The organism is Streptomyces sp. NPDC110618, assembly GCF_055657065.1.
Window position 1 is genome coordinate 92,027 of the sequence record NZ_JBVKBN010000006.1, and the last position, 21,616, is coordinate 113,642.

At 70.1% G+C, this 21,616-nt stretch carries 20 protein-coding genes and 1 pseudogene; 13 read left to right on the forward strand and 8 right to left on the reverse strand.

From position 1 onward, the window contains the following. Nucleotides 1-28: 28 nt before the first annotated feature. Both ACZ7L7_RS13675 and ACZ7L7_RS13680 read right to left on the reverse strand, forming a co-directional pair. Entirely contained in the window at nt 29-484 is a 456-nt protein-coding gene (locus ACZ7L7_RS13675) for an SRPBCC family protein (protein ID WP_285512493.1), read from the reverse strand. Between the two features lie 92 nt (nt 485-576). After that, nucleotides 577-1,365 (reverse strand): calcium-binding protein, encoded by a 789-nt coding sequence (locus ACZ7L7_RS13680; protein WP_285512494.1) that lies wholly within the window; start codon nt 1,363-1,365, stop codon nt 577-579. 304 nt (nt 1,366-1,669) lie between these two features. Between ACZ7L7_RS13680 and ACZ7L7_RS13685 the strand changes: the two genes are divergently transcribed. From ACZ7L7_RS13685 to ACZ7L7_RS13695, 3 genes are all read left to right on the forward strand, one after another. Next, on the forward strand, nt 1,670-2,356 hold the full coding sequence (locus tag ACZ7L7_RS13685; protein ID WP_471592479.1) for a DJ-1/PfpI family protein: 687 nt from the start codon (nt 1,670-1,672) through the stop codon (nt 2,354-2,356). Between the two features lie 40 nt (nt 2,357-2,396). Then, nucleotides 2,397-2,723 (forward strand): hypothetical protein, encoded by a 327-nt coding sequence (locus ACZ7L7_RS13690; RefSeq protein ID WP_453601488.1) that lies wholly within the window; start codon nt 2,397-2,399, stop codon nt 2,721-2,723. Nucleotides 2,724-3,006: 283 nt separating this feature from the next. Then, entirely contained in the window at nt 3,007-3,675 is a 669-nt protein-coding gene (locus ACZ7L7_RS13695) for a DUF4232 domain-containing protein (protein ID WP_285512497.1), read from the forward strand. A gap of 9 nt (nt 3,676-3,684) precedes the next feature. Here the strand turns inward: ACZ7L7_RS13695 and ACZ7L7_RS13700 are convergent, their stop codons facing one another. Beyond that, nucleotides 3,685-4,281, reverse strand: a complete 597-nt coding sequence (locus ACZ7L7_RS13700; protein WP_285512498.1) for a hypothetical protein — start codon at nt 4,279-4,281, stop codon at nt 3,685-3,687. A gap of 158 nt (nt 4,282-4,439) precedes the next feature. Between ACZ7L7_RS13700 and ACZ7L7_RS13705 the strand changes: the two are divergent. Next, nucleotides 4,440-4,780 (forward strand): annotated as a pseudogene (locus ACZ7L7_RS13705) (DUF6086 family protein). A 29-nt stretch (nt 4,781-4,809) separates the two neighbouring features. Here the strand turns inward: ACZ7L7_RS13705 and ACZ7L7_RS13710 are convergent. Together ACZ7L7_RS13710 and ACZ7L7_RS13715 are read right to left on the reverse strand one after the other, a co-directional pair. Then, nucleotides 4,810-5,385, reverse strand: coding sequence for a dihydrofolate reductase family protein (locus ACZ7L7_RS13710; RefSeq protein WP_471592480.1), 576 nt, complete (start codon nt 5,383-5,385; stop codon nt 4,810-4,812). Nucleotides 5,386-5,458: 73 nt separating this feature from the next. Continuing rightward, nucleotides 5,459-6,472 carry a LacI family DNA-binding transcriptional regulator gene (locus ACZ7L7_RS13715; RefSeq protein ID WP_285512501.1) on the reverse strand — a complete coding sequence of 338 codons (1,014 nt, stop codon included), beginning with the start codon at nt 6,470-6,472 and terminating at the stop codon, nt 5,459-5,461. A 324-nt stretch (nt 6,473-6,796) separates the two neighbouring features. Here ACZ7L7_RS13715 and ACZ7L7_RS13720 point away from each other — a divergent pair, with 324 nt between their 5' ends. From ACZ7L7_RS13720 to ACZ7L7_RS13735, 4 genes are all read left to right on the forward strand, one after another. Further along, on the forward strand, nt 6,797-8,101 hold the full coding sequence (locus ACZ7L7_RS13720; protein WP_472075876.1) for an ABC transporter substrate-binding protein: 1,305 nt from the start codon (nt 6,797-6,799) through the stop codon (nt 8,099-8,101). Nucleotides 8,102-8,187: 86 nt separating this feature from the next. Next, nucleotides 8,188-9,183, forward strand: a complete 996-nt coding sequence (locus tag ACZ7L7_RS13725; protein WP_471429741.1) for a carbohydrate ABC transporter permease — start codon at nt 8,188-8,190, stop codon at nt 9,181-9,183. Between the two features lie 12 nt (nt 9,184-9,195). Continuing rightward, a complete protein-coding gene (locus tag ACZ7L7_RS13730; RefSeq protein ID WP_453601502.1) occupies nt 9,196-10,116 on the forward strand; it encodes a carbohydrate ABC transporter permease in 921 nt (306 codons plus the stop codon). A 67-nt stretch (nt 10,117-10,183) separates the two neighbouring features. Further along, nucleotides 10,184-11,626 carry a GH1 family beta-glucosidase gene (locus tag ACZ7L7_RS13735; RefSeq protein ID WP_472075878.1) on the forward strand — a complete coding sequence of 481 codons (1,443 nt, stop codon included), beginning with the start codon at nt 10,184-10,186 and terminating at the stop codon, nt 11,624-11,626. Between the two features lie 66 nt (nt 11,627-11,692). Here the strand turns inward: ACZ7L7_RS13735 and ACZ7L7_RS13740 are convergent, their stop codons facing one another. Next, nucleotides 11,693-12,088: a RidA family protein gene (locus ACZ7L7_RS13740; protein WP_453601568.1), complete on the reverse strand. Its 396-nt coding sequence runs from the start codon at nt 12,086-12,088 to the stop codon at nt 11,693-11,695. Between the two features lie 97 nt (nt 12,089-12,185). On the opposite strand from ACZ7L7_RS13740, the gene ACZ7L7_RS13745 reads away from it, so the two are divergent. Beyond that, a complete protein-coding gene (locus ACZ7L7_RS13745; protein WP_285512506.1) occupies nt 12,186-13,166 on the forward strand; it encodes a helix-turn-helix transcriptional regulator in 981 nt (326 codons plus the stop codon). A 117-nt stretch (nt 13,167-13,283) separates the two neighbouring features. Further along, a complete protein-coding gene (locus ACZ7L7_RS13750) occupies nt 13,284-14,210 on the forward strand; it encodes a phytoene/squalene synthase family protein (RefSeq protein WP_453601508.1) in 927 nt (308 codons plus the stop codon). A 6-nt stretch (nt 14,211-14,216) separates the two neighbouring features. On the opposite strand, the gene ACZ7L7_RS13755 is transcribed toward ACZ7L7_RS13750, so the two are convergent. Next, nucleotides 14,217-14,861, reverse strand: a complete 645-nt coding sequence (locus tag ACZ7L7_RS13755; protein ID WP_285512508.1) for a dihydrofolate reductase family protein — start codon at nt 14,859-14,861, stop codon at nt 14,217-14,219. A gap of 272 nt (nt 14,862-15,133) precedes the next feature. On the opposite strand from ACZ7L7_RS13755, the gene ACZ7L7_RS13760 reads away from it, so the two are divergent. Then, nucleotides 15,134-16,144: an aldo/keto reductase gene (locus ACZ7L7_RS13760; RefSeq protein ID WP_285512509.1), complete on the forward strand. Its 1,011-nt coding sequence runs from the start codon at nt 15,134-15,136 to the stop codon at nt 16,142-16,144. A gap of 47 nt (nt 16,145-16,191) precedes the next feature. Continuing rightward, nucleotides 16,192-16,611: an SRPBCC family protein gene (locus tag ACZ7L7_RS13765; RefSeq protein ID WP_285512510.1), complete on the forward strand. Its 420-nt coding sequence runs from the start codon at nt 16,192-16,194 to the stop codon at nt 16,609-16,611. On the opposite strand, the gene abc-f is transcribed toward ACZ7L7_RS13765, so the two are convergent. Then, nucleotides 16,593-18,266, reverse strand: a complete 1,674-nt coding sequence (gene abc-f / locus ACZ7L7_RS13770; protein WP_285512511.1) for a ribosomal protection-like ABC-F family protein — start codon at nt 18,264-18,266, stop codon at nt 16,593-16,595. The two genes, ACZ7L7_RS13765 and abc-f, sit on opposite strands and share 19 nt — an antisense overlap. A gap of 321 nt (nt 18,267-18,587) precedes the next feature. On the opposite strand from abc-f, the gene ACZ7L7_RS13775 reads away from it, so the two are divergent. Continuing rightward, on the forward strand, nt 18,588-21,560 hold the full coding sequence (locus tag ACZ7L7_RS13775) for a carbohydrate binding domain-containing protein (protein ID WP_472075882.1): 2,973 nt from the start codon (nt 18,588-18,590) through the stop codon (nt 21,558-21,560). Nucleotides 21,561-21,616: the final 56 nt, after the last annotated feature.

A 21,616-nucleotide genomic window follows, 5' to 3' on the forward strand; every position in this document is an offset into this window, starting at 1 on the left:
GGCCCGGCGTCCGCCGCCCCGGGAGGTGTCAGGGCGTGATCGCCGACTCGGCCGCCGCCTTGATCCGGGCGCCGAAGCCGGGCGCGTCCTTGCGGGCCGCGGCCAGCGCCAGGCCGACCAGGAGCTTGCCGAGCCCGTGGCCTTCGAGGACGTTGAAGATACGGACCCGGGTCCTGCCGTCGGGCAGGGCCTCCAGGTCGTAGCCGCCCTCGTCGGCCGTGACGCTGTTCTTCGACACCTCGGCCCACCGCAGCCGGGTCGGTGCCTGGAACTCGGTGATGCGGAACTCACGGGCCGTCTTCATCCCGGCGTCCTTGACGGTGCTGCGGAAGACCGTCCCCACGGCGGTGGGCGCGTCGGGCACCCGCTCGATGCGCTGGACGCGGGGGCTGAACTGCGGGTCGTTGCGGCCGTCGGCGAGGTAGTCGAAGACCGCGGCGATGGGCCGGTCGACCTCCACGGTCGCTTCGAACTGTCCAGCCATGAGCGCTCCTCGGTCGACGTGAGCCCGGTAGCCGGTGCCGCAGCGGCAAATCTACGGGACCGCTGGTGCCCGCACCACCGGGCGGCGCACGGTCAGGGGCGCACGTCGACGTAGTCGCCCGCGGCCTTCGCCGGGCCCGTGGTGGCGGTGCCGGTGAAGTTCCAGCGCCAGTAGCCGTCCTTCACTGCCTTGACCTTGGCGTGCAGGGTGCCGGTGCCGTTGGTCGTGGCGGAGGTGACCGTGGTGTAGGTGCTGCTGTTCTTGGGGCGGAACTGCAGGTGCACGGTGCGGCCCACGTAGCCCGCGTACCGGTAGGTGTCCCAGTTGGCCCGCGAGAGCTTGCCGGTGACGGTGATCGTGGCGCCCTTGGCGACCGGCTCCGGTGCCGCGTTCACGGTGAGCCGTGCCGCCCGCTTCAGGCTGAACGACCCGATGCCGCGGGCGAAGACGGTGGCGCCGTCCCGGGTGTCGACCAGCGCGTCGACCGACCACTTCCCGGCGTGGGCGTTGGCCAGGTCCACGGGGTCGTCGCTGCCCGGGCGTTCATGGGCGTTGACGGTGAAGACGGTCGTGCAGGCCGTCTGCGTCTCGCAGAACGCGTCGGTGGTGTAGAAGCCGCCGTTCGGGCCCTTGAGGTCCACGTCGACGAAGTCCAGGCCGGAGTCGTCCGAGCCGGTGACGGTGACCGGGAAGACGACGTCGTGGGTGATGCCCACGACGACGTCCCGTCCGGCGTTGACGGTGGCGCCGTCGATCACCGGGTCGGTGGGCGTGGCGGCGGCCGAGGTGCCGACCGCGGCCATCGCCACGGCGACGGCTCCGACGAATGCCGCGCGGCCGGTGGCGCGGCCGCGGGCGGGCAGTGCGATGCGGTGTCTCATGGTTCCCCCCAGGGAGAGCGGGTCCCGCCACAACCGCCCAGCGGGCGAGGGCAGTTGGTGAGCGGGCGCGGGATGCGTCGTATCCCGTACGACTCCCGGACGGGACCGAACGTTGTGCGCCCGGGGCCATGGGATGTGCGCCCCTCCCTGGGCGGTGCTGGCGGGAATCCGTTGAAGACTGGCACCGGCGCCACTGGGAGCGGGGTCGGGGGGCTCGTAGCGTCGGCTGCGTTCCCGGCGCGGGCCGGGGTCCCGCCGGTGAAGCGGCTGTTGGGGAGCCATCCACGTCGATGAGGAGCTATTCATGCATGCCCAGATCGTCCTGTTCGACGGCTTCGATCCGCTAGACGTCGTCGCGCCTTTCGAGGTGCTGCACGCCGGCGGCACGGCCTCGGGGGCGGTGAGCGTGGAACTGGTGTCCGCCGAGGGGCCGCGCGAAGTGGTCAGCGGCACTGGTGGGCTGGCCCTGCGCGCCACCGCCGCCCTCGATCCCGCGCGGGCGGATCTGGTGGTGGTACCCGGTGCCTCCGGCCGGGTCGGGGAGGCCGGGGAGGTGCCGGACCACGAGGTGGGGGCCGGGGAGCGGGCGCAGGACGATGCCATTCCCGTGCTGCTGGGCCGTACTCTGACGACCGAACTGCCCGTGCTGCTCAAGGCGGCGATGGACAATCCGCAGGTGACGGTCGCCGCCGTGTGCGGGGGCTCGCTCGTCCTGGCCATGGCCGGTCTGCTGGAGGGGCGTCACGCCGTCACCCATCACCTGGGGCTCGAGCTGCTCGACGCCACCGGCGTCCGCGTGGTCGACGCCCGCGTCGTCGACGACGGCGACCTGATCACCGCGGGCGGAGTGACCTCCGGACTCGACCTCGGGCTGTACCTCCTGGAACGCGAGGTGGGCCCGCGAATCGCGCACGCCGTCGAGGAACTCTTCGCCCACGAGCGGCGCGGCACCGTCTGGCGGGCCGAGGGCCCGGTACCCGTCGGCTTCTGACACCCCAACGCCCACGCATCTGACGCGAGGAGACAACCGCATGTCCGTCCCATCCGTGGAAGGCACCTGGGACCTGGTGATCGCCACCCCCATCGGCAGGATCAAGGCCGTGGTCGAACTCCGGCGGGAGAACGGCCTGCTGACCGGTACCGCCCGAGGCGCGGGAGAGGAGGTACCGCTCAGCGGGCTCACCCACGACGGTGACCGTCTCTGCTGGAAGCAGGCCGTCACCAAGCCGATGCGGCTGAACCTGGCCTTCGACACGACCGCCCACGGAGACACCCTCACCGGGCACTCCAGGGCCGGGCGCCTGCCCGCGGCGAAGGTGACCGGACAACGCCGCCGCGACCGGCCGGGAGCCGCCTAGGCACAGACGAGTACACGGCGATCCCGCCGCCCGCGGTCCCGACGAGGCGGCGTAACTTCGCAGCCCGCTCACGTGCCCGTCCCGGGCGCGGGGACGGCGTGGTCGGTCGACCGCGCCACGGATCCCGCGGTCCGGGTGGGTGCGGGGCGCTCGCGGACCCGGGGCGCTTGTCGCAGTGTCACAAGGGTGTTCTCAAACTGATCTCGATCGGTGTGAGCAGGCGGAATCCTGGCTTTGGTGAGGCACGATCACCGGGACACTCCAACTGCCCGGGGGACAACTCATGGCTATCTCCGCTCGTTCGCGCCGCACCACCGCCGTACTGGCCGCTCTCTCGCTCGGCGTGCTGGCGCTGACCGCCTGCAATGGCGACGGCGACACGGACGCCGCTCCCAGCACAGCGACGACCCCGTCCGCCACGGCTGCGGACAAGGGTTCCGACGCGCCCTCCTCGGCCGCCCCCAGTGACGGTGGCGGCACGGGAGGCGGCTCCTCCGACAGCGGTGGCGGCGCCACGGCGTCCGCGGACCCCGCCGCCGACGACCAGGACGGCGGCGTGGGCATGTGCGAGACCAAGGACCTGAGCTACAACGTCACGGTCGCCTCCAGCCCTGTGAACCACGCCCTGCTGACCGTGGTGAACAAGCAGAGCGACCCCTGTCTGCTCCCGGCGAACGAGCTGTCGCTCACGATCCCGGGCCTCGACGGCGCCTTCCAGCACATGGGCCCCGAGAACGAGGACCGGATCCTGAAGGCCGGGGAGAAGGCGTACGCCGGGATCATGTTCTCGCGCGCCGACACCCCGGGCGGTAAGAGCGCCGACAAGGTGGAGATCGCGCTGACGGCCGCCGAGACGCCCGCGACGGTGACGATCTCCGGTGGCCCGGTCACGGTGAACGACAGCGAGGTGACCAGCTTCTTCACCACCGCGGAGGACGCGCTGACCTACTGAGCGGGCCCGTCAGAACTTCCCCATGTGCTCCGCGGTGCGGTGTCCCAGCCGCCGGCCGAACTCCGCGCGGAACGTCTCCGACAGGGGCGGCCAGTTGCAGAAGTCGAAGGCGAGGGCGCCCACCGCGAACCCGGAGTCCCACTCCCACTCCGTGACCGGCGCCGAGGCACCGCACGCGGAGCAGGGGGCGCTCCCCTGCCCCGTCTCCTTCCAGGCGGCGATGCCGTCCGCGAACGGCTGCCAGACCAGGGGATCGGGCCGGAACTCCTCGGGGTAGTTGATGATCACGGTCCTCGTCCCGCACCGGGGACAGACGGCGTACTCCGCCTCGTCCTCCCCCTGCCCGCCGACGTGGTGGTTCCGCCCGACGACCACCGCGACCGGGCCCGGCAGCCAGGTCGGGTCCGACGAGTCGGCCACGGCCCGCGCCCAGTCGGGTCCCGGGACATAGCCCTCGTCGGCGTTGGGGCTGTACACCAGGGCGCTCGACAGTTCACGCGTGATCAGGCCCTCGGCGACCATCCAGTCGACCATCCGCTCGGCGAGCGCCCCGGCCTCCTCACCGCTCACCTCGACATCGACGATCCGCTCGAAATAGACACCCATGCGGGCCTCCCCGTTCCTTCCGATACGCCGGCGCCCCACACCATGCCATCGGTCAGCGTGCCGAAGCACGTTTACCCAGGTGCCTGCCGGTCCGTCGCAGTTCTACGCCGGCCCGGACCGGCCGAGCGGGGGTATCGACGATGAGCATGTACTTCGACATGGGGGACGAGACGCTGTGGAACCCGTCGTCAGGGGCCGGGCGCCTTTTCGTGGGGCAGGTGGAGGTCGTCGAGACGGAACTCCGTTTGCCCTCGGGAATCGGCCAGGGCAAGCACTGGGGTGACCCGGACACGCTGGAGGTGGATCCGCGCTGTTCGCGGAGTTCGTCCGCGGCCTGCTCGCCCAGCACGACCGCACACGCCATCCCGTGTTCCGCGCGCTCTCCGAGGGCTTCGTGGCAACGGCGGTTGCGCTCGCCCGGCGCGCCGGGATCGAGGGGGAGCCGCCCGAGCCGGTGGATGCGTACGCCCGTGAGCCGGACCGCTCGATGACCCGCTGAGCCTGTCCGACCAGGAGCGCCCTCAGCGTTTACTTGTGCAAGGTCGGGCGGTAGACCAGCTCCTGGGTCCGCCCGTCCAGCGTTCGGCTGTCGATCAGTTCCAGGTCGAAGTCCTCCGCCCCCTTGAAGATCGGGTCCAGCCCGTTGCGCCCGGTGATCACGGGGAAGATCGTCACCTGCACGCGGTCCACGAGACCCGCGGCCATCAGGGCTCGGTTCATCGACAGGCTGCCGTGCGAGCGCAGCGGGACGGGCGACTCCTCCTTCAGACGGGCGACGATCTCGACGGCGTCGCCCTTGGCGATGGTCGCGTCCGGCCAGTTCAGGGGGGCTTCCAGGGTGGACGACACCACCGTCGCGGGCATGTTGATCATGCGGGTGACCCAGGGGTCGCGGACGGCTTCCTCGGTGCCCTCGGCCAGGATCTGCGTGAACGCGCGGTACGTGTTGGCCCCGAAGGCCATCCGCTGCTCCTCGCGGTACAGACCGAGGCGGTGTTCCAGCAGTTCGGGGCCCTGCTTGCCCCAGTAGCCGGTCCAGTCGCCGCCGGCGGCGCCGAAGCCGTCGAGGCTGCTGAAGACGTCGAAGGTGTAGGTGGCGGTCATGATGCTCCTCCGGGAAGGGGGTGCGGATCCAGTCTGCTCTACGGCAGACCGCCCCCGCCCCCGGAACTCATCGTCAGGACGACGCGCGCACCACCAGTTCGGTCGGCAGCGTCACCCGTCGGCGTTCCGCGTCGTGCAACGTGATGTCGGTCAGGATGCGGGCCATCGTGCGGCCGACCTCCTCCACCGGCTGGCGCACGGTCGTCAGGGGCGGGTTGGTGTGCCGGGCGAGGATGGAGTCCTCGAAACCGACCACGGCGACGTCCTCGGGCACACGGAGGTCACGGCGGTGGAGTTCGGCCAGGGCGCCGACCGCCATGAGGTCGGAGGCGGCGAAGACGGCGTCCAGGTCAGGGATGCGTTCGAGAAGCGAACGCATCGCGCGGCCGCCGCTCTCCTCCGTGAAGTCACCTTCCTCGACGAGAAGTTCGCTCGGGTCGAGCCCGGCCTCCTCGTGCGCGGCGCGCCAGCCGGCGAGGCGGCTGCGGGCGACGTCCATGTCCAGCGGCCCGGTGATCGTGGCGATCTTCGTCCGCCCGCGGCTCAGCAGGTGCCGTACGGCCTGGGCCGCTCCCCCGGCGTTGTCGGACTCCACATGGCTCAGCTGCTCGTCCTCGCCGCGGCGGCCGGCCAGCACGGTGGGCAGGCCCATGTCCTCCAGCAGGCCGGGCAGCCGGTCGTCGGTGTGGACGGAGACCAGCAGGACTCCGTCGACCCGGCGGGTGGCCACCGACTCGGTCAGCTGATCGCGTTCTGCCTGGTCACGAACGAGACAGAGCTGGAGCTGGGTGCGGGTCTCGGCGAGGGCCGCGCTCACCCCGCGGATCAGTGCGGCGAAGAACGGCTCCGATCCGAGGCGGCTCTCCGACTCCGGGATGACCAGGGCGACGGAGTTGGTGCGGCTGGTCACCAGGCCCCGGGCGACCGAGTTGGGTACGTAGTTCAGTTCCTTGATCGCCGCGAGGACGCGGGCGCGGGCCTCGGCGCTGACCAGTTCGGAGCCGTTGACGACCCGGGACACCGTCGTCCGGCCGACGCCGGCGCGGGCGGCGACCGTCTTGATGGTGGGACGGCGGTTCCCTGCCATGGGCTCCCCTCCTCGGCGGGCGCGGCAGCTCTGCCGCTTGTGTGACCGGCGACGATTCTTGCAGACGGCGGCTGTGCGGAGCAGGCCGCGTGCCTGTGGAACCGCACATCGATCATCGGGATCGGTGGCCATTTGCGTTCAAGTCATTGACATAACCGGTCGGCGGCGCGAGTCTCTCTGCGTCGGTGGGCACGTTCCCACCCGTCATTGGGAACGTGCCCACCTTTCTTTGGGAACGTACCCACCCCTTTTTTTCAGAGCCGCTGTAGGCATCGCGGACCTCGTCTCTCCGATGGGTCGGCGCCGCCGCTAGGAGGAAGATCCATGGGCAGTCCCGGTTCGATGCGCACGAAGGCGGTGGCGGCGGCCGCGACCGCCGCCGCGCTCACGCTCGTCGTCGGATGCAGCAGCAACGACTCGGTCACCGGTGGTGGCAAGAAGGACGGCAAGGTCGTCATCACCATGGGCATGTTCGGGGTGATGGGCTTCGAGGAGTCGGGGCTCCTGGAGCAGTACGAGAAGGAGAACCCGAACGTCGACATCAAGGCCGAGATAGCCGGTGACGAGCAGACCTACTACACCGCGCTGCAGACGCATCTCGCCGCCGGGAACGGCCTGAAGGACATCCAGGGCATCGAGATCGGCCGGGCCAAGGAGATCACCGAGACCCAGGCCGACAAGTTCGCCGACTTCTCCAAGCTGTCGGGCACCGACCACTTCCTGCCGTGGAAGCAGTCCCAGATCACCACCAAGGACGGCAAGGTCCTGGGCCTCGGCACCGACTCCGGTCCGATGGCGGTCTGCTACCGCAAGGACTACTTCGAGAAGGCCGGCCTGCCCACGGACCGCGAGGAGGTCTCGAAGCTGTGGGAGGGCGACTGGAAGAAGTACGTCGAGGTCGGCCGCACCTTCAAGAAGGACTTCAAGGGTGACGACGTCGCCTTCATGGACGCCGCCAGCGGCCTGTACAACGCCATGGTCTACGGCTCCTCCGAGCAGTACTACGACGAGCAGGGCGAGCTGATCTACGCCGAGAACCCGGTCGTCAAGGACGCCTGGAACCTGTCCGCCGACGCCGCCGAGGAAGGTCTGACCGCCAAGCTGCGCCAGTTCCAGCCCGGTTGGGACCCCGGTCTGGCCAACGGCACCTTCGCCACCGCGACCTGCCCCGCGTGGATGCTGAGCCACATCAGCGAGAAGGCCGGCGAGAAGAACAAGGGCAAGTGGGATGTCGCCCGTGCCCCGAAGGGCGCCAACTGGGGCGGCTCCTTCCTGGGTGTGGTGGAGGCCAGCCCGGTGAAGGAGGAGGCGCAGAAGCTGGTCGCCTGGCTGACCGCGCCGGAGCAGCAGGCGTACATCTTCAGGAAGCTCGGCAACTTCCCGTCCTCCAAGTCCGCACTGGACCGCGAGGACGTCAAGACCATCACCTCCGACTACTTCAGCGGCGCACCGCTGGGCCAGATCTTCGGCGCCGCCGCCCAGGACATCCCGGACAAGCAGGTCCTCGGCCGCAAGGACGGCACGATCAAGGACACCTTCTCCCAGGGCCTGGCACTCGTCGAGCAGGGCACCGCGCGCGACAAGGCCTGGAAGACCACCACTGAGCGCATCGAGAAGGCCGTCGGCTGACCCGCCGGTCCTCCGGAGTCCCGGGTCCGCCGCTCGTGGGCGGGCCCGGGCCCGGCTGCCACACCCGCTCTCAGGAAGGAACTCCGGTGGCCACCTCCACCACCAACGCCCTGGCCGACGAGGGGCGTCCGAGCCCGGCCAAGTCGGGGGCCGACGGCCCTCAGCCGCGTCGGCGCGGCGCGCTGCTGCACCGGCTGGACGTCAAGGGCGCGCCGTACGCGTTCGTCGCGCCGTTCTTCGTCGTGTTCGCCGCATTCAGTTTCTACCCGCTGATCTACACCTCGTGGATCTCCCTGCACCGCGTCGAACTGGCCACGCTCAACTCGATGGAGTGGCTGGCGTTCGACAACTACGTGAACCTGTGGAGCGATTCACGGTTCTGGAACGCGCTGCAGAACACCATCACCATCGGCGTCATCTCCACGGTGCCGCAGCTGCTGATGGCGCTCGGTCTGGCACACCTGCTCAACTACAAGATGCGCGCCTCGCTGTTCTTCCGCGTGGCGTCCCTGGTCCCCTACGCCACCTCGGTCGGCGCCGCCGCGCTCGTGTTCACGATGCTCTTCGAACGCGACTTCGGCATGATCAACTGGGGGCTCGGTCTGGTCGGCATCGACCCGATGGACTGGGAGGCCGACAAATGGCCCGCCCAGATCGCCATCTCCACCATCGTGATCTGGCGCTGGACCGGCTACAACGCCCTGCTGTACCTGGCCGCGATGCAGGCCATCCCCGCCGAGCGCTACGAGGCGGCCTCCCTCGACGGCGCCTCGCGGTGGAAGCAGTTCACCCATGTCACCGTGCCCGGGATCCGTTCCACCATCGTCTTCACGATCGTGCTCTCCACGATCGGCGCCACCCAGCTCTTCGGTGAGCCGCTGATCTTCGGCCAGGGCCCGAACGGGGTCACCGGCGGCGCGGACAACCAGTACCAGACGCTGGGTCTGCTGCTGTACGAGGAGGGCTGGAAGAACTATCAGATGGGCCGCGCGGCCTCCGTCGCCTGGGCCATGTTCCTGCTGCTCGTGCTCGTCTTCGTGGTGCAGCGCGTTTTCGCGCGGCTGCGTGCCCGTACGTCCTGACCTGGAGCCGTGATGACCACTGAAAGCCTCGCGGTCCGGACGGACACACCGGTCCGGCCCGCTGCCGAGACGACCCGGCGCGGCGGCCGCCGTCTGCTGCGCCAGAAGGCCGGCCGCCAGCACCACGCGGGCCCGCTCGCCTATGTGCTGCTCGCCGTCATGGCGCTGCTGTCGATCTTCCCGCTGTACTGGACGATGGTGGCGGCCTCCACCGACAACACCCGGGTCAGTCAGACCCCGCCGCCGTTCCTGCCCGGCCCGAACCTGTTCAGCAACCTCGCCCGGGCCTGGGACGAGGCGGCGATGGGCAAGGCCATGATCAACAGTTTCATCGTGGCCGGGGTGATCGCCCTGTCCACGGTGTTCTTCGCGACGCTGGCGGGCTTCGCCTTCGCCAAGCTCCGGTTCAAGGGCCGTAACGCCCTGCTGATGCTGGTGATCGGCACCATGCTGGTGCCGCCGCAGCTGGGTGTCGTACCGCTGTTCATGATGATGTCGGAGCTGGGCTGGTCGCAGCAGTTGCCCGCCGTCATCTTCCCGACGCTGGTGAGCGCGGTCGGTGTGTTCTTCATGCGCCAGTACCTGACCGAGGCGCTGCCCGACGAACTCGTCGAGGCCGGCCGTGTGGACGGGGCGCACTCGCTGCGGATCTTCTGGAGCATCGTGTTGCCGATCGCGCGGCCCGCGATGGCCGTCCTGTTCATGATCACGTTCGTGCACGCGTGGAACGACTTCTTCTGGCCGTTCGTGGTGCTCGACATGACCAACCCGACGGTCCCGGTGGCGCTGACCCAGCTCAGCGCCGGTTACGTCCGCGACCAGTCGCTGATCATGGCGGGCGCGCTGCTCGGCACGCTGCCGCTGCTGGCGATGTTCATCGTCTTCGGCCGGCAGATCGTCAGCGGCATCATGGCGGGCGCCGTCAAGGGCTGAGCCGCCCCCTCCCCTCCTCGGGCGCCGCGGCGTCCCCTCCCCACTCCCCCACCCCGAAAGGACTTACGTGGCCAGCGCAGCACGACCGACAGGATCCGACCGGCAGGGCGCCCGGGTCTTCCCCAGGACATTCCTGTGGGGATCGGCGACCGCGTCGTACCAGATCGAGGGGGCGGCGTCCGAGGACGGCCGTACCCCGTCCATCTGGGACACCTACGCCCGCACCCCGGGCCGGGTCCGCAACGGCGACACCGGTGACATCGCCACCGACCACTACCACCGCTGGCGCGAGGACGTCGCCCTGATGGCCGACCTCGGGCTCGGCGCGTACCGCTTCTCGCTCGCCTGGACCCGCATCCAGCCCACCGGGCGTGGGCCCGCCGTGCAGAAGGGGCTCGACTTCTACAAGCGCCTCGTCGACGAACTGCTGGACAAGGGCATCAAGCCGGTCGCCACGCTCTACCACTGGGACCTGCCGCAGGAGTTGGAGGACGCGGGCGGCTGGCCGGAGCGGGCGACGGCGGAGCGGTTCGCCGAGTACGCGGCGATCGCGGCCGACGCCCTCGGCGACCGGGTGCGGACCTGGACCACCCTCAACGAGCCCTGGTGCAGCGCCTTCCTCGGCTACGGCTCCGGTGTGCACGCCCCCGGCCGGACCGACCCGGTCGCCGCGCTGCGCGCCGCCCACCACCTCAACCTGGCCCACGGCCTGGCGGTTCAGGCGGTGCGCGACCGGGCCGCGGCCGACGCCCAGTGCTCGGTGACCCTCAACATCCACCACGTCCGCCCGCTCACCGACAGCGAGGGCGACGCGGACGCCGTGCGCCGCATCGACGCGCTCGCCAACCGGGTGTTCACCGGACCCATGCTCCAAGGCGCCTACCCGGAAGACCTGTTGAAGGACACCGCGGGCCTCACCGACTGGTCCTTCGTGCGGGACGGCGACCTGGGGAATATCCACCGGCCGCTGGACTTCCTCGGCGTCAACTACTACACGCCGACCGTCGTGTCGGAGGCCGACGGCAGCGGCACGCACACCTCGGACGGGCACGGCAGGAGCGAGCACAGCCCGTGGCCGGGCGCCGACCAGGTCGCTTTCCACCAGCCGCCCGGCGACCGTACGGCCATGGGCTGGGCCGTCGACCCCACCGGCCTGTACGACCTGCTGCGCCGCCTGTCCGCCGACTTCCCGGACCTGCCGTTGATCATCACCGAGAACGGGGCGGCGTTCGACGACTACGCGGACCCCGAGGGCAACGTCAACGACCCCGACCGGATCGCCTATCTGCGGGGCCACCTGGCCGCCGTGCACCAGGCCGTCAAGGACGGCTCGGACGTGCGCGGCTACTTCCTGTGGTCCCTGCTGGACAACTTCGAGTGGGCCCACGGGTACGGCAAGCGCTTCGGCGCGGTGTACGTCGACTACCCGACCGGGACCCGTATCCCCAAGGCCAGCGCCCGCTGGTACTCCGACGTGGCCCGCACCGGAGTGCTGCCCGCCGCCGAATGAGCGCGGCCCTTCGTGCCCCCGCCCCCGTGTTCTCCTGACCGGAACCGGGGGCGGGAACGCGTCCTGTCACGCCACGGCGGTTCCCTCCAGCTCCACCATCAGGTCGGGAAGCGCCAGCCGGGTCACCCCGAGCATGGTGGTGGCCGGGGCCACCCCGGCGGCGCCCAGGCGTGCGGCCAGGACTCCGTAGTGCTCGAAGAGCCGGTCGACGTCGGTGGTGTGGACGTTCAGCCGCACGAGGTCGGCCAGCGACATACCGCCCTCCGCGAGCACGGCCTCCAGGTTGTCCAGGGCCAGCGCCAACTGGGCCGCCATGTCACCCGCGTGCTGCGGTTTGCCGTCGCCGCTCATCGCGGTCTGCCCGGAGAGGTACAGGGTGCGGGTGTGCCCGGAGACCATCTCGCCCTGGTTGTAGCCCAGTTCGACGGACCAGGGCCAGGGGTTGACCGCCGTGCGTTCCATCGCCATTTCAGCTCCATTCGATCTTCTTGGCGTTGCCCTGCCAAGCCTCCAGGTGAATCACGACATCCTGCGTCACGTATTTCGTTAGCGTTCTCGTATGCGCGCCGACCGGTTGATCTCCCTGGTGCTGTTGCTGCGTCAGCGCGGCCGGATGACCGCGTCCGCGCTCGCCCGTGAACTGGAGGTGTCCACGCGCACCGTGCTGCGGGACATCGAGGCGCTGTCCGCGGCGGGCATCCCGGTCTACGCCGAGCGCGGCCGGCGCGGCGGTTTCGCGTTGCTGCCGGACTTCCAGACCGACCTCAGCGGACTCAACCGCGACGAGGCGCTCGCCCTGCTGGTCGCCGGATCGGGGCGCGGGGAGCAGGTGTTCGGGCTCGGTTCGGCGCTCGCCGCGGCCATGCGCAAGGTCGTCGAGGCGCTGCCCGAGAGCCACCGGGCCCTGGCCGGCGAGGCCGCGCAGCGCCTGCTCGTCGACCCGGAGACCGACCTGCTCAACCACCGCCTGGTCACCGAGGAGGTCCCGGACCCCACCATGCTCGTGGTCCGGCACGCGGTCCTCGCAGGACACAAGCTGCGTATCCACTACGCGGCCACGGACCAGACGCCGAAATGGCGGACGGTGGACCCGATCGGCCTGGTGACAGTGCGAGACCGGGGATATCTGCTGGCCACGCGTTCCGGAGAGGACCGCACCTACCGGCTCTCCCGCATCCGGGCCGCCGAGGAACTCCCCGAGCCCGCGGAACGCCCCGGCCAGGTCGACCTGGACCGCGTCTGGCGGGAGCGAACCGCGCGGTTCCTGTCCTCCGGGGACCAAGTCACCGTACGGGCAAGGGTCCACCCGGACCGACGGGACGAACTGACCGGTACCGCACTGGCGGTACGGGTCGAGGAACCGGATCCGGACGGCTGGCTGCGCCTGGAGGTGACCTTCCAGGACGCCCGGCACGCGGAGTGGGCGGTGTGGCAACTCACCACGGATGTCGAGGTGTTGGAGCCGCAGTGGCTGCGTGCGGTGCTGCGGGAGCGGGCGGCCGCGATCGTCGCGCGGTACGAACCGGCTGCGGGTGCCTGAGACACTGGCCGACGGTACGAACCGGTCGCGGGTGCCTGAGACACTGGCCGACGGTACGAACCGGTCGCGGGCGCCTGAGACACTGGCCGACGGTACGCGCCCACCACGAGGAGAACCGTGACCCGCTGGTCCACCGTCCTGACCCGAGCCGGTGTCCGCGAGCCGCTGATGCGCGCGGACTACGACGCTCAGCGCCGGGTCGTCCGGCGGTTCGAGCCGCACGCCTACCTCGCCGCGCGGCTGTTGCTGCCGCCGCGGCTGCACGCGCCGGTGGTCGCGGCGGTCGCCTTCATGCATCTGACGGACGAGCTGATCGACGTCGGAGAGGTGGGCGCTCGCCGGGAGGCCCTTCGTGCGTGGGACGGTCGGGTCACACAGGCATTGGAGCTGGGCGGCTCGGACAACTCCGCGCTCCGGACCCTGGCCGACACCGTAAAGCTGCACCCCCAACTGGCCTCCAGGGTGCGGGACTTCCTCGACGGCGCGGCGGTCGAGGCGTCGTGGACCGCCTTCGCGACCGAGGCGGACTTCCAGGCGTACGTCGACCAGTACTCCCTGCCCGCGCTGCTGCTCACGGCCTCGCTGGTCGCCCCGGCACCCGACTCGGAGAGGTACGCGCCCTTCCTGCGGTGCTGCCGGGACCTGATCGAGGGCTGGCAGCGGCTCGACAATCTGGCGGACCTGCGCGAGGACGCGGAGCGGGACCAGGTGGGCATCCCGCTCCGCGCCTTCGCCGAGCACGGGCTGAAGCCGGAGGAGCTGCTGGCTCAGTCGCCCGACGCCGTTGCGGTCGGGCGGCTTGTCAGTGCGCAGGCGGCGCTCGCGGGTGACGCGTTGAGCAGGGCGCAGGCCCTGCCCGAGCTGGTGGACGCCGAGTTCCGGCCCTTCGTACGGACCCTCGTGTCCGTACAGGAGCTGCGGCTGGAGGTGCTGCGGCACAAGGGCGCCGCCGTCCTCACCGAGGACGTGCGACCGCCTGTCCTGGCTGCGGTGCGGGTGCTGGGCCGTGAGGCTCTGCTGGTCCGGCGCCCACGCCGGCGGTAGGCGAGGTCACCTGCGCCAGAACAGGTGATGGGTCACACCGCTCGGACTCGGTACGACCTCCAGGTGGAAGCGGTCGAGGAGTTCCTCGGGGGACTCCCACAGGTGCAGGCCGGTCCCCAGCTTCACCGGCGACACCGCCACGTGCATCGTGTCGACGAGGTCGGCGTCCAGGAACTCCCGGATCGTGGTCACCCCGCCGCCGAGCCGGACGTCTTTGCCGTCGGCCGCCGCACGCGCCTGCTCCAGGACCGTGGCGGGGTCGCCTTCGACAAAGTGGAACGTGGTGTCGGAGAGGGTGATCGACGGGCGCTTGTGGTGGGTGAGGACGAAGACCGGGGTGCGGAAGGGCGGCTTGTCACCCCACCAGCCCTGCCAGTCGTGGTTCTCCCAGGGGCCCCGCTGGGGTCCGAACTTGTTGCGGCCCATGATCTCGGCGCCGATGTTCCGGGGGAAGTCCCGGGTGAAGTAGTCGTCGAGGCCCCGGGTCCCGCCGGGATCGGTGCGCATCGGCCAGCTCGCCGTGGCTCCGGCCCAGGAGAACAGGCGTCCCGGGTCGACGTGGCCGAAGGGCTTCTCCAAGGTCTGGTCCTCCCCGGCGGCGATGCCGTCGCTGGAGACGCAGAAGTTCATCACGCGCAGCAGTTGTTCCATGGGTGCCTCACCAAGTTCCGGTCGCGTAGTCGTGCGGCGAAGTGCCTCTCATCCTGTCGTCGAACGGGAGACGTCCGGATCGACAGCGGTCGGTGGTTCTCTTTCGGCACTCGTTTGCGGTAGTCCCGCCGGGTTCCGGCGCCACACGAGTGCACCCACCTTGCATTAGCCCGCGTATGCAAGTATTGTCATTGCATGTAAGGCGCGCCCGCAAGAAGTAGGAGCGTTCCCCGCACTGGCGGATCACCGCCTCGCACACCCGAAGGCACTCCATGTCCTTGAAGGAAATCCTCCCCGGCCGTCTCGGCTTCGGTACCGCACCGCTCGGCAACATGTTCCGGGCCATCCCCGACGACGAGGCCCGCGCCACCGTCCAGGCCGCCTGGGACCACGGCATCCGCTTCTACGACACGGCTCCCTTCTACGGCGCCGGGCTCGCCGAGGAGCGACTCGGTGAAGTCCTCGCCGACAAGCCCCGTGACGCGTACGTGCTGTCCACCAAGGTCGGCCGGGTGATCCTCGACGAGCACGAGACCGCCACGCCGGACTTCGGCGAGAAGGGCGGACTGTTCGAGCACGGCAACCCCAACAAGATCCTCCACGAGTGGACCGCCGACGCCACCGAGCGCTCCATCGAGGGCTCGCTCAAGCGTCTGGGCACCGACCGGCTCGACATCGTCTGGGTCCACGACATCGCCCAGGACTTCCACGGCGACGAGTGGCTGCGGAAGTTCGAGGAGGCCCGTACCGGCGCCTTCCGCGTGCTGTCCCGGCTGCGCGAGGAGGGCGTCATCAAGGCGTGGGGACTCGGCGTCAACAAGACCGAGCCGATCGAGCTCACCCTCGGCCTGGACGAGCCGCGGCCCGACGGGTTCCTGCTCGCCGGCCGCTACACGCTCCTCGACCACGGGCACGCCCTACAGCGGCTGCTGCCCATGGCGCAGGAGCAGGGCGTCGACATGGTCGTCGGCGGCCCCTACAGCTCGGGCGTCCTCGCGGGCGGCAGCCACTTCGAGTACCAGCAGGCACCGGCCGAGATCGTCGAGCGCGTCGGCAGGCTCAAGGCGCTCGCGTCCCGGCACGGCGTGAGCATCAAGGCTGCCGCCCTCCAGTTCTCCCTCGCCCATCCGGCGTCCGCCGCGGTCATCCCCGGTGCCACCCGCCCGAGCCGGATCGCCGAGGACACGGCCGCCCTGAACGAGACGGTCCCGGCCGCCTTCTGGACCGACCTGCGCGCCGCGGATCTGATCAGCGAGGCCGCGCCGCTCCCCGGCAACGCCTGACGGCACTCCCCCGAGCAAGAGCACGCTCCCCGAGAAAGAACAGCACCATGGCTTCCACCTCCGTCAGCCACGTCCTGCCCGCCTCGCCCCAGCGGGTCTGGGACCTCATCGGCGGCTTCGACGCCCTCCCCGACTGGCTCCCCTACATCCCCGAGAGCACCGCTCTCCAAGGCGGCCGGGTCCGCCGTCTCACCAACCCCGACGGCGGCACGATCGTGGAGCGCCTGGTCTCGTTCAGCGAGGCCGAGCGCTTCTACACGTACGCGATCCTCGAAGCGCCGTTCCCCGTAACCGGCTACCTCTCCACCCTCCGGGTCCACGCCGTGCCCGGACGGGACGATGTCGCCGAGGTCCAGTGGTCCGGCCGGTTCACGCCCGACGGCGCGAGCGAGGCCGAGGCGGAAGCCCTCTTCGCCGGGATCTACCGCGACGGCCTCGCCGCGCTCCATCAGGCTCTGGCCGCCTGATCCCGGCGGCGCCCGCCGCGCAGTTCCAGTCGCTCCCCCGCGAACTGCGCGCGGAAGGCGCGGTCGTGCGAGACCACGACCACGGCACCCGGGTACGCGGCGAGCGCCGCCTGGAGGTCCTCTACCAGGTCGAGGGCGATGTGGTTGGTCGGCTCGTCGAGGACGAGGAGGTCCGCGGGGCGGGTCACGAGGGTGGCGATCTGCAGCCGCCTGCGCTGCCCTGCGGACAGGTCGGCGACGGGGACGTGCAGGTCCTCCTCGCGGAACAGGCCGAGGGACAGGAGCTGTTCGGCGTACTCGTCCGGGAGTCCGGGGCATCCGGCGGCGAACGCGGCGAGCAGCGGGAGCCGGGTGGTGCGCGTGGGCAGTTCCTGGGCGAGGTAGCCGATCCGGGCGGTGCGGCGCACGGTGCCGGCATCCGGCTCCAGGTCGCCGGCGAGGACACGCAGGAGCGTGGTCTTGCCCGCGCCGTTCTCACCCGTCACCAGCAGCCGCCGCCCGGGAGTGATCGTCAGGCGCCCGTCCAGGCGGAGTCGATCGCCGACCCGGACATCCTCCAACTCCACCAGGGCATCCGGGACTTCGCCATCCTCCGCCGTCGCGATCGGCGTCGTGAAGCGAAGGGGTGCCGGTGGCTCCGGCACCGGGTTGCGCCGCAGCTGGTCCAGGCGCTCCCGGGCCGCGCGCACCTGGCCGCCGAGCTTCGCCTCGCTGGAGCGGCGGTGCTTGCCGAAGCCCTGTTTCGGGTCGCGGCCGGTGATGGCGAGCCGCCTCCCCGCGGCTTCGAGGAGGTCTTCCGTCCGGGTCACCTCCTCGACCCACTCCGTGTATCGCTGCTCGGCGCCGCGTCGGGTGGCGGCCTTCGCGGCGCGGTAGCCGCTCCAGCCGTCGCCGTAGCGGCGGACGGTGCGCTCGTCGCGGTCGACCTCAAGGATCGTCGTGGCAACGCGCTCCAGGAAGCCGCGGTCGTGGGTGACCGCGACCACGGTGCCCCGGTGGGCGCGCAGATGTTCCTCCAGCCAGTGCACGGCCGCCGCGTCGAGGTGGTTGGTCGGTTCGTCGAGGAGCAGCAGCTCGGGCGCGGCGGCCAGCACGCAGGCAAGGGCGAGCCGTGACTGCTCGCCGCCGGACAGGGAGCCGAGCGGACGGTCACGGCTGATCCGGGCGAGCCCGAGTCCGTGCGTCGCGGCGTCGACGCGGGCGTCCGCCTCGTAACCACCGCGTTCCTCGTATGCGATCAACAGGTCGCCGTAGGCAGCGAGTTGTTCGTCGGAGGCGTCCGCGAGGGACTGCTCCGCCGCCCGGAGCCGGCGCTCCATGTCCCGGAGGTCGGCGAGGGCGAGGTCGACGGCGTCCTGCACGGTGCGGGCCGGGTCGAGGTCGAGGGTCTGGGCGAGGTGGCCGACGCCGCCGGGGAACTCGACGGTGATCTCACCGGCGTCGGGCTGTTCGGCGGCGGCCAGCAGCCGCAGCAGGGTGGATTTGCCGCTGCCGTTCTCTCCGATGACGGCGGCCTTCTCGCCCGGCCGGACGGTCAAGGTGGCCTGGTCGAGGACGGTGCGGGTGCCGTAGGACTTGGTGACGTCCTTGACGGACAGCTGGGCCACGGCGGCGGGCGTGACGGTGGGCAGGACGGTTCGGGCGCGGTCGCGCATAGGGCTTTCCCCAGGGCATGCGAAGGGTCGACGGGCGGCGAGGACGGCGCGGGGGCCGTGCCCGGACTCAGACGAAGAAGTAGAGGAAAGCCATGCCTCCACCATAACAAAACGAACCGTCTCGTCTCTACTCCATAAAGCCCCCAGCCCCCTGAGTGGCATGAACCCGCCACAGAAGGCCGTGTCAGATCTCTTTACGCCGACTTCACGCGGCAGTAATTTCCAGCCCCGCAAGGACTTGCAGCAACTTTCTGACGATTCTTGCGCCAGTGTGTGCGGCGGCCTCCGCGGCCTGGCGCGGCCTGCAATCGAGGGAGTCTCATGGAACGCAGTCCCGCCCGGCGGCTGAGACGGCCGCTGACGGCGATGGTGATCACCGGCTCGCTGCTGAGCCTGGTGCATGCCGTGCCCCGACCGGGCGACCTGCCCGCGGAGCAAGTCGCGGAGACGGCCGGCACGGCGACGGTCTTCTACTACACGAAGACCAGGAACTGGTCCCAGTACAACCTCCACTACGCCCCGGACGGCGGCTCCTGGACGTCCGTTCCGGGCGTGGCGATGGAGGCGGCCTGCACGGACTGGGTGAAGAAGACGGTCGACCTGGGTTCGGCCACCGGTCTCCAGGCCACCTTCAACAACGGCAGCGGCACCTGGGACAACAACGCGGGCGCCAACTACGCGCTGGGCACGGGGAACATCACCGTCAAGGACGGTGTCGTCTCGCACTCCGATCCCTGCGCCGATCCGGGGACGCCGTCCGACAACACGGCCACCGTGTACTACTCCACCGAGGCGTTCGGCTGGTCGACGGCGAACATCCACTACCAGCCCGCGGGCGGGAGCTGGACCACCGTCCCCGGGATCGGCATGCAGGCCGCCTGCACCGGGTGGTGGAAGCAGACCGTCGCCCTGGGCTCGGCCACCTCGCTGAAGGCGGCCTTCAACAACGGCAACGGCACCTGGGACAACAACAACGGCGCCGACTACACCATCCCGGCCGGTACCAGCACGGTGAAGAACCGTACGGTCGTCGAGGACGCCGACGACCCCTGCGAGGCCGAGACCCCCGACACCGAGGCTCCCACCGCCCCCACTGCGGTGAGTGCCAGTGCGGACGGTGTCTCGGTCATCCTGACCTGGGAGGCCTCCACGGACAACGAGGGCGTCGCCAAGTACCAGGTCACCCGGAGCGGCGGCGCCGGCTCGACCGTCACGGATGTCTCCTCAACCGTCCTCACCGACACCGGACTTGAGGAGCGGACCGAGTACACCTACACGGTCCGGGCGGTCGACGCGGCCGGGAACGTCTCCCCCGCCTCCGACCCGGTCCGCGTGACCACGGGCGACAAGCCCGACGAACCCGCGCCGGGCACGCCGCTGGGCACCGACCCGCGCAAGGACCCCATCTACTTCGTGCTCACCGCCCGCTTCCACGACGGCGACAGCTCCAACAACCGCGGCGGCAGCCAGCACGTGAAGTCGGGCAACGCCGCCAACGACGACCCCATGTTCCGCGGCGACTTCAAGGGCCTGATCCAGAAGCTCGACTACATCAAGTCCCTCGGCTTCTCCGCCGTGTGGGTCACCCCGGTGGTCCTCAACCGCTCCGACTACGACTACCACGGCTACCACGGCTACGACTTCTACAAGGTCGACCCCCGGCTGGAGTCGGCGGGCGCCTCCTACCAGGACCTGATCAACGCCGCGCACGCCAAGGGCATGAAGATCTACCAGGACGTCGTCTACAACCACTCCTCCCGCTGGGGCGCCAAGGGGCTGTTCACGCCGAAGGTGTACGGCGTCCGGGACGCGCAGTGGAGCTGGTACTACGACGAGAAGAACGACGGCTTCGAGTACGACGGCCTCACCGTCGAGCCCAAGAGCGGCAAGTCGTACTACAACGGCGACCTGTGGTCGACGGCGGAGCCGTCCGGCAACACCTGCGTCAACTGGGGCAAGCCGACCGGCGGGAAGAGCGCCGAGGGGTACACCCTGTACAACTGCCAGTGGCCGAGCCCCACTTCGGGCATGTTCCCCAGCTCCTTCTACCACCGGTGCTGGATCGGCAACTGGGAGGGCGAGGACTCCCGTTCGTGCTGGCTGCACGAGGACCTGGCCGACTTCAACACCGAGAACACGGCCGTGCAGAACTATCTGATCGGCGCCTACAACAAGTACATCGACATGGGCGTCGACGGCTTCCGCGTGGACACCGCCGTGCACATCCCGCGCACCACCTGGAACCGGCGCTTCCTGCCCGCCATCCAGGAGCGGGTCACCCAGCGGTTCGGCGCCGGGGCGGCGAAGAACTTCTTCGTCTTCGGCGAGGTCGCCGCCTTCGTCAACGACAAGTGGAACCGCGGCTCGGTCAACCACTCCGCGCAGTTCTACACCTGGAAGGAGCGCAAGGAGTACGACGCCGACGACGCGAAGGCGGCGCTGGAGATGTACGAGTACGAGCAGCAGTTGGGCACGGCCAACCAGCCGACCTCCACCAACGCCTTCCTCCAGGGCAACAGCTACCACACCCCGGACCACTCGAAGTTCTCCGGCATGAACGTCATCGACATGCGGATGCACATGAACTTCGGTGACGCCCACAACGCCTTCTCCAACGGAAAGGACTCGGACGACAGTTACAACGACGCCACGTACAACGTCGTCTACGTCGACAGTCACGACTACGGCCCCAACAAGTCCAGCGAGCGCTACACGGGCGGCACCGACGCCTGGGCCGAGAACATGTCGCTGATGTGGACCTTCCGTGGCATCCCGACGCTGTACTACGGCTCGGAGATCGAGTTCCAGGCCGGGAAGAAGATCGACTGCGGTCCTTCGTGCCCGCTGGCGTCCACGGGCCGGGCCTACTTCGGCGACCACCTCGCCGGTGAGGTGAAGGCGGCCGACTTCTCGCAGGTGGAGTCCGCCTCCGGGGCCGTCGCCGGCACGCTGGACAAGCCGCTGGTCAAGCATGTGCAGCGGCTGAACCAGATCCGCCGGGCGATACCGGCGCTCCAGATGGGCCAGTACTCCACCGAGAACATCTCCGGCGGCATGGCCTTCAAGCGCCGCTTCACCAGCGGATCGACGGACAGCTTCGCGCTGGTCACCGTGACCGACGGGGCCACCTTCTCCGGTGTCCCCAACGGCCGTTACGTGGACGCCGTCACCGGGGACGTCCGGCAGGTCACCGACGGCACCCTCACGGTGGCCGCGCCCGGCAAGGGCAACCTGCGGGTGTACGTGCTCAACGGCACGGGGCGGATCGGCGCCCCGGGCCCGTACCTGAAGTGACCACGGCTGTCCGAGCAGGCCGTGCGCGCGTGCGACCCGGGTTCCCGGGAAGCCGC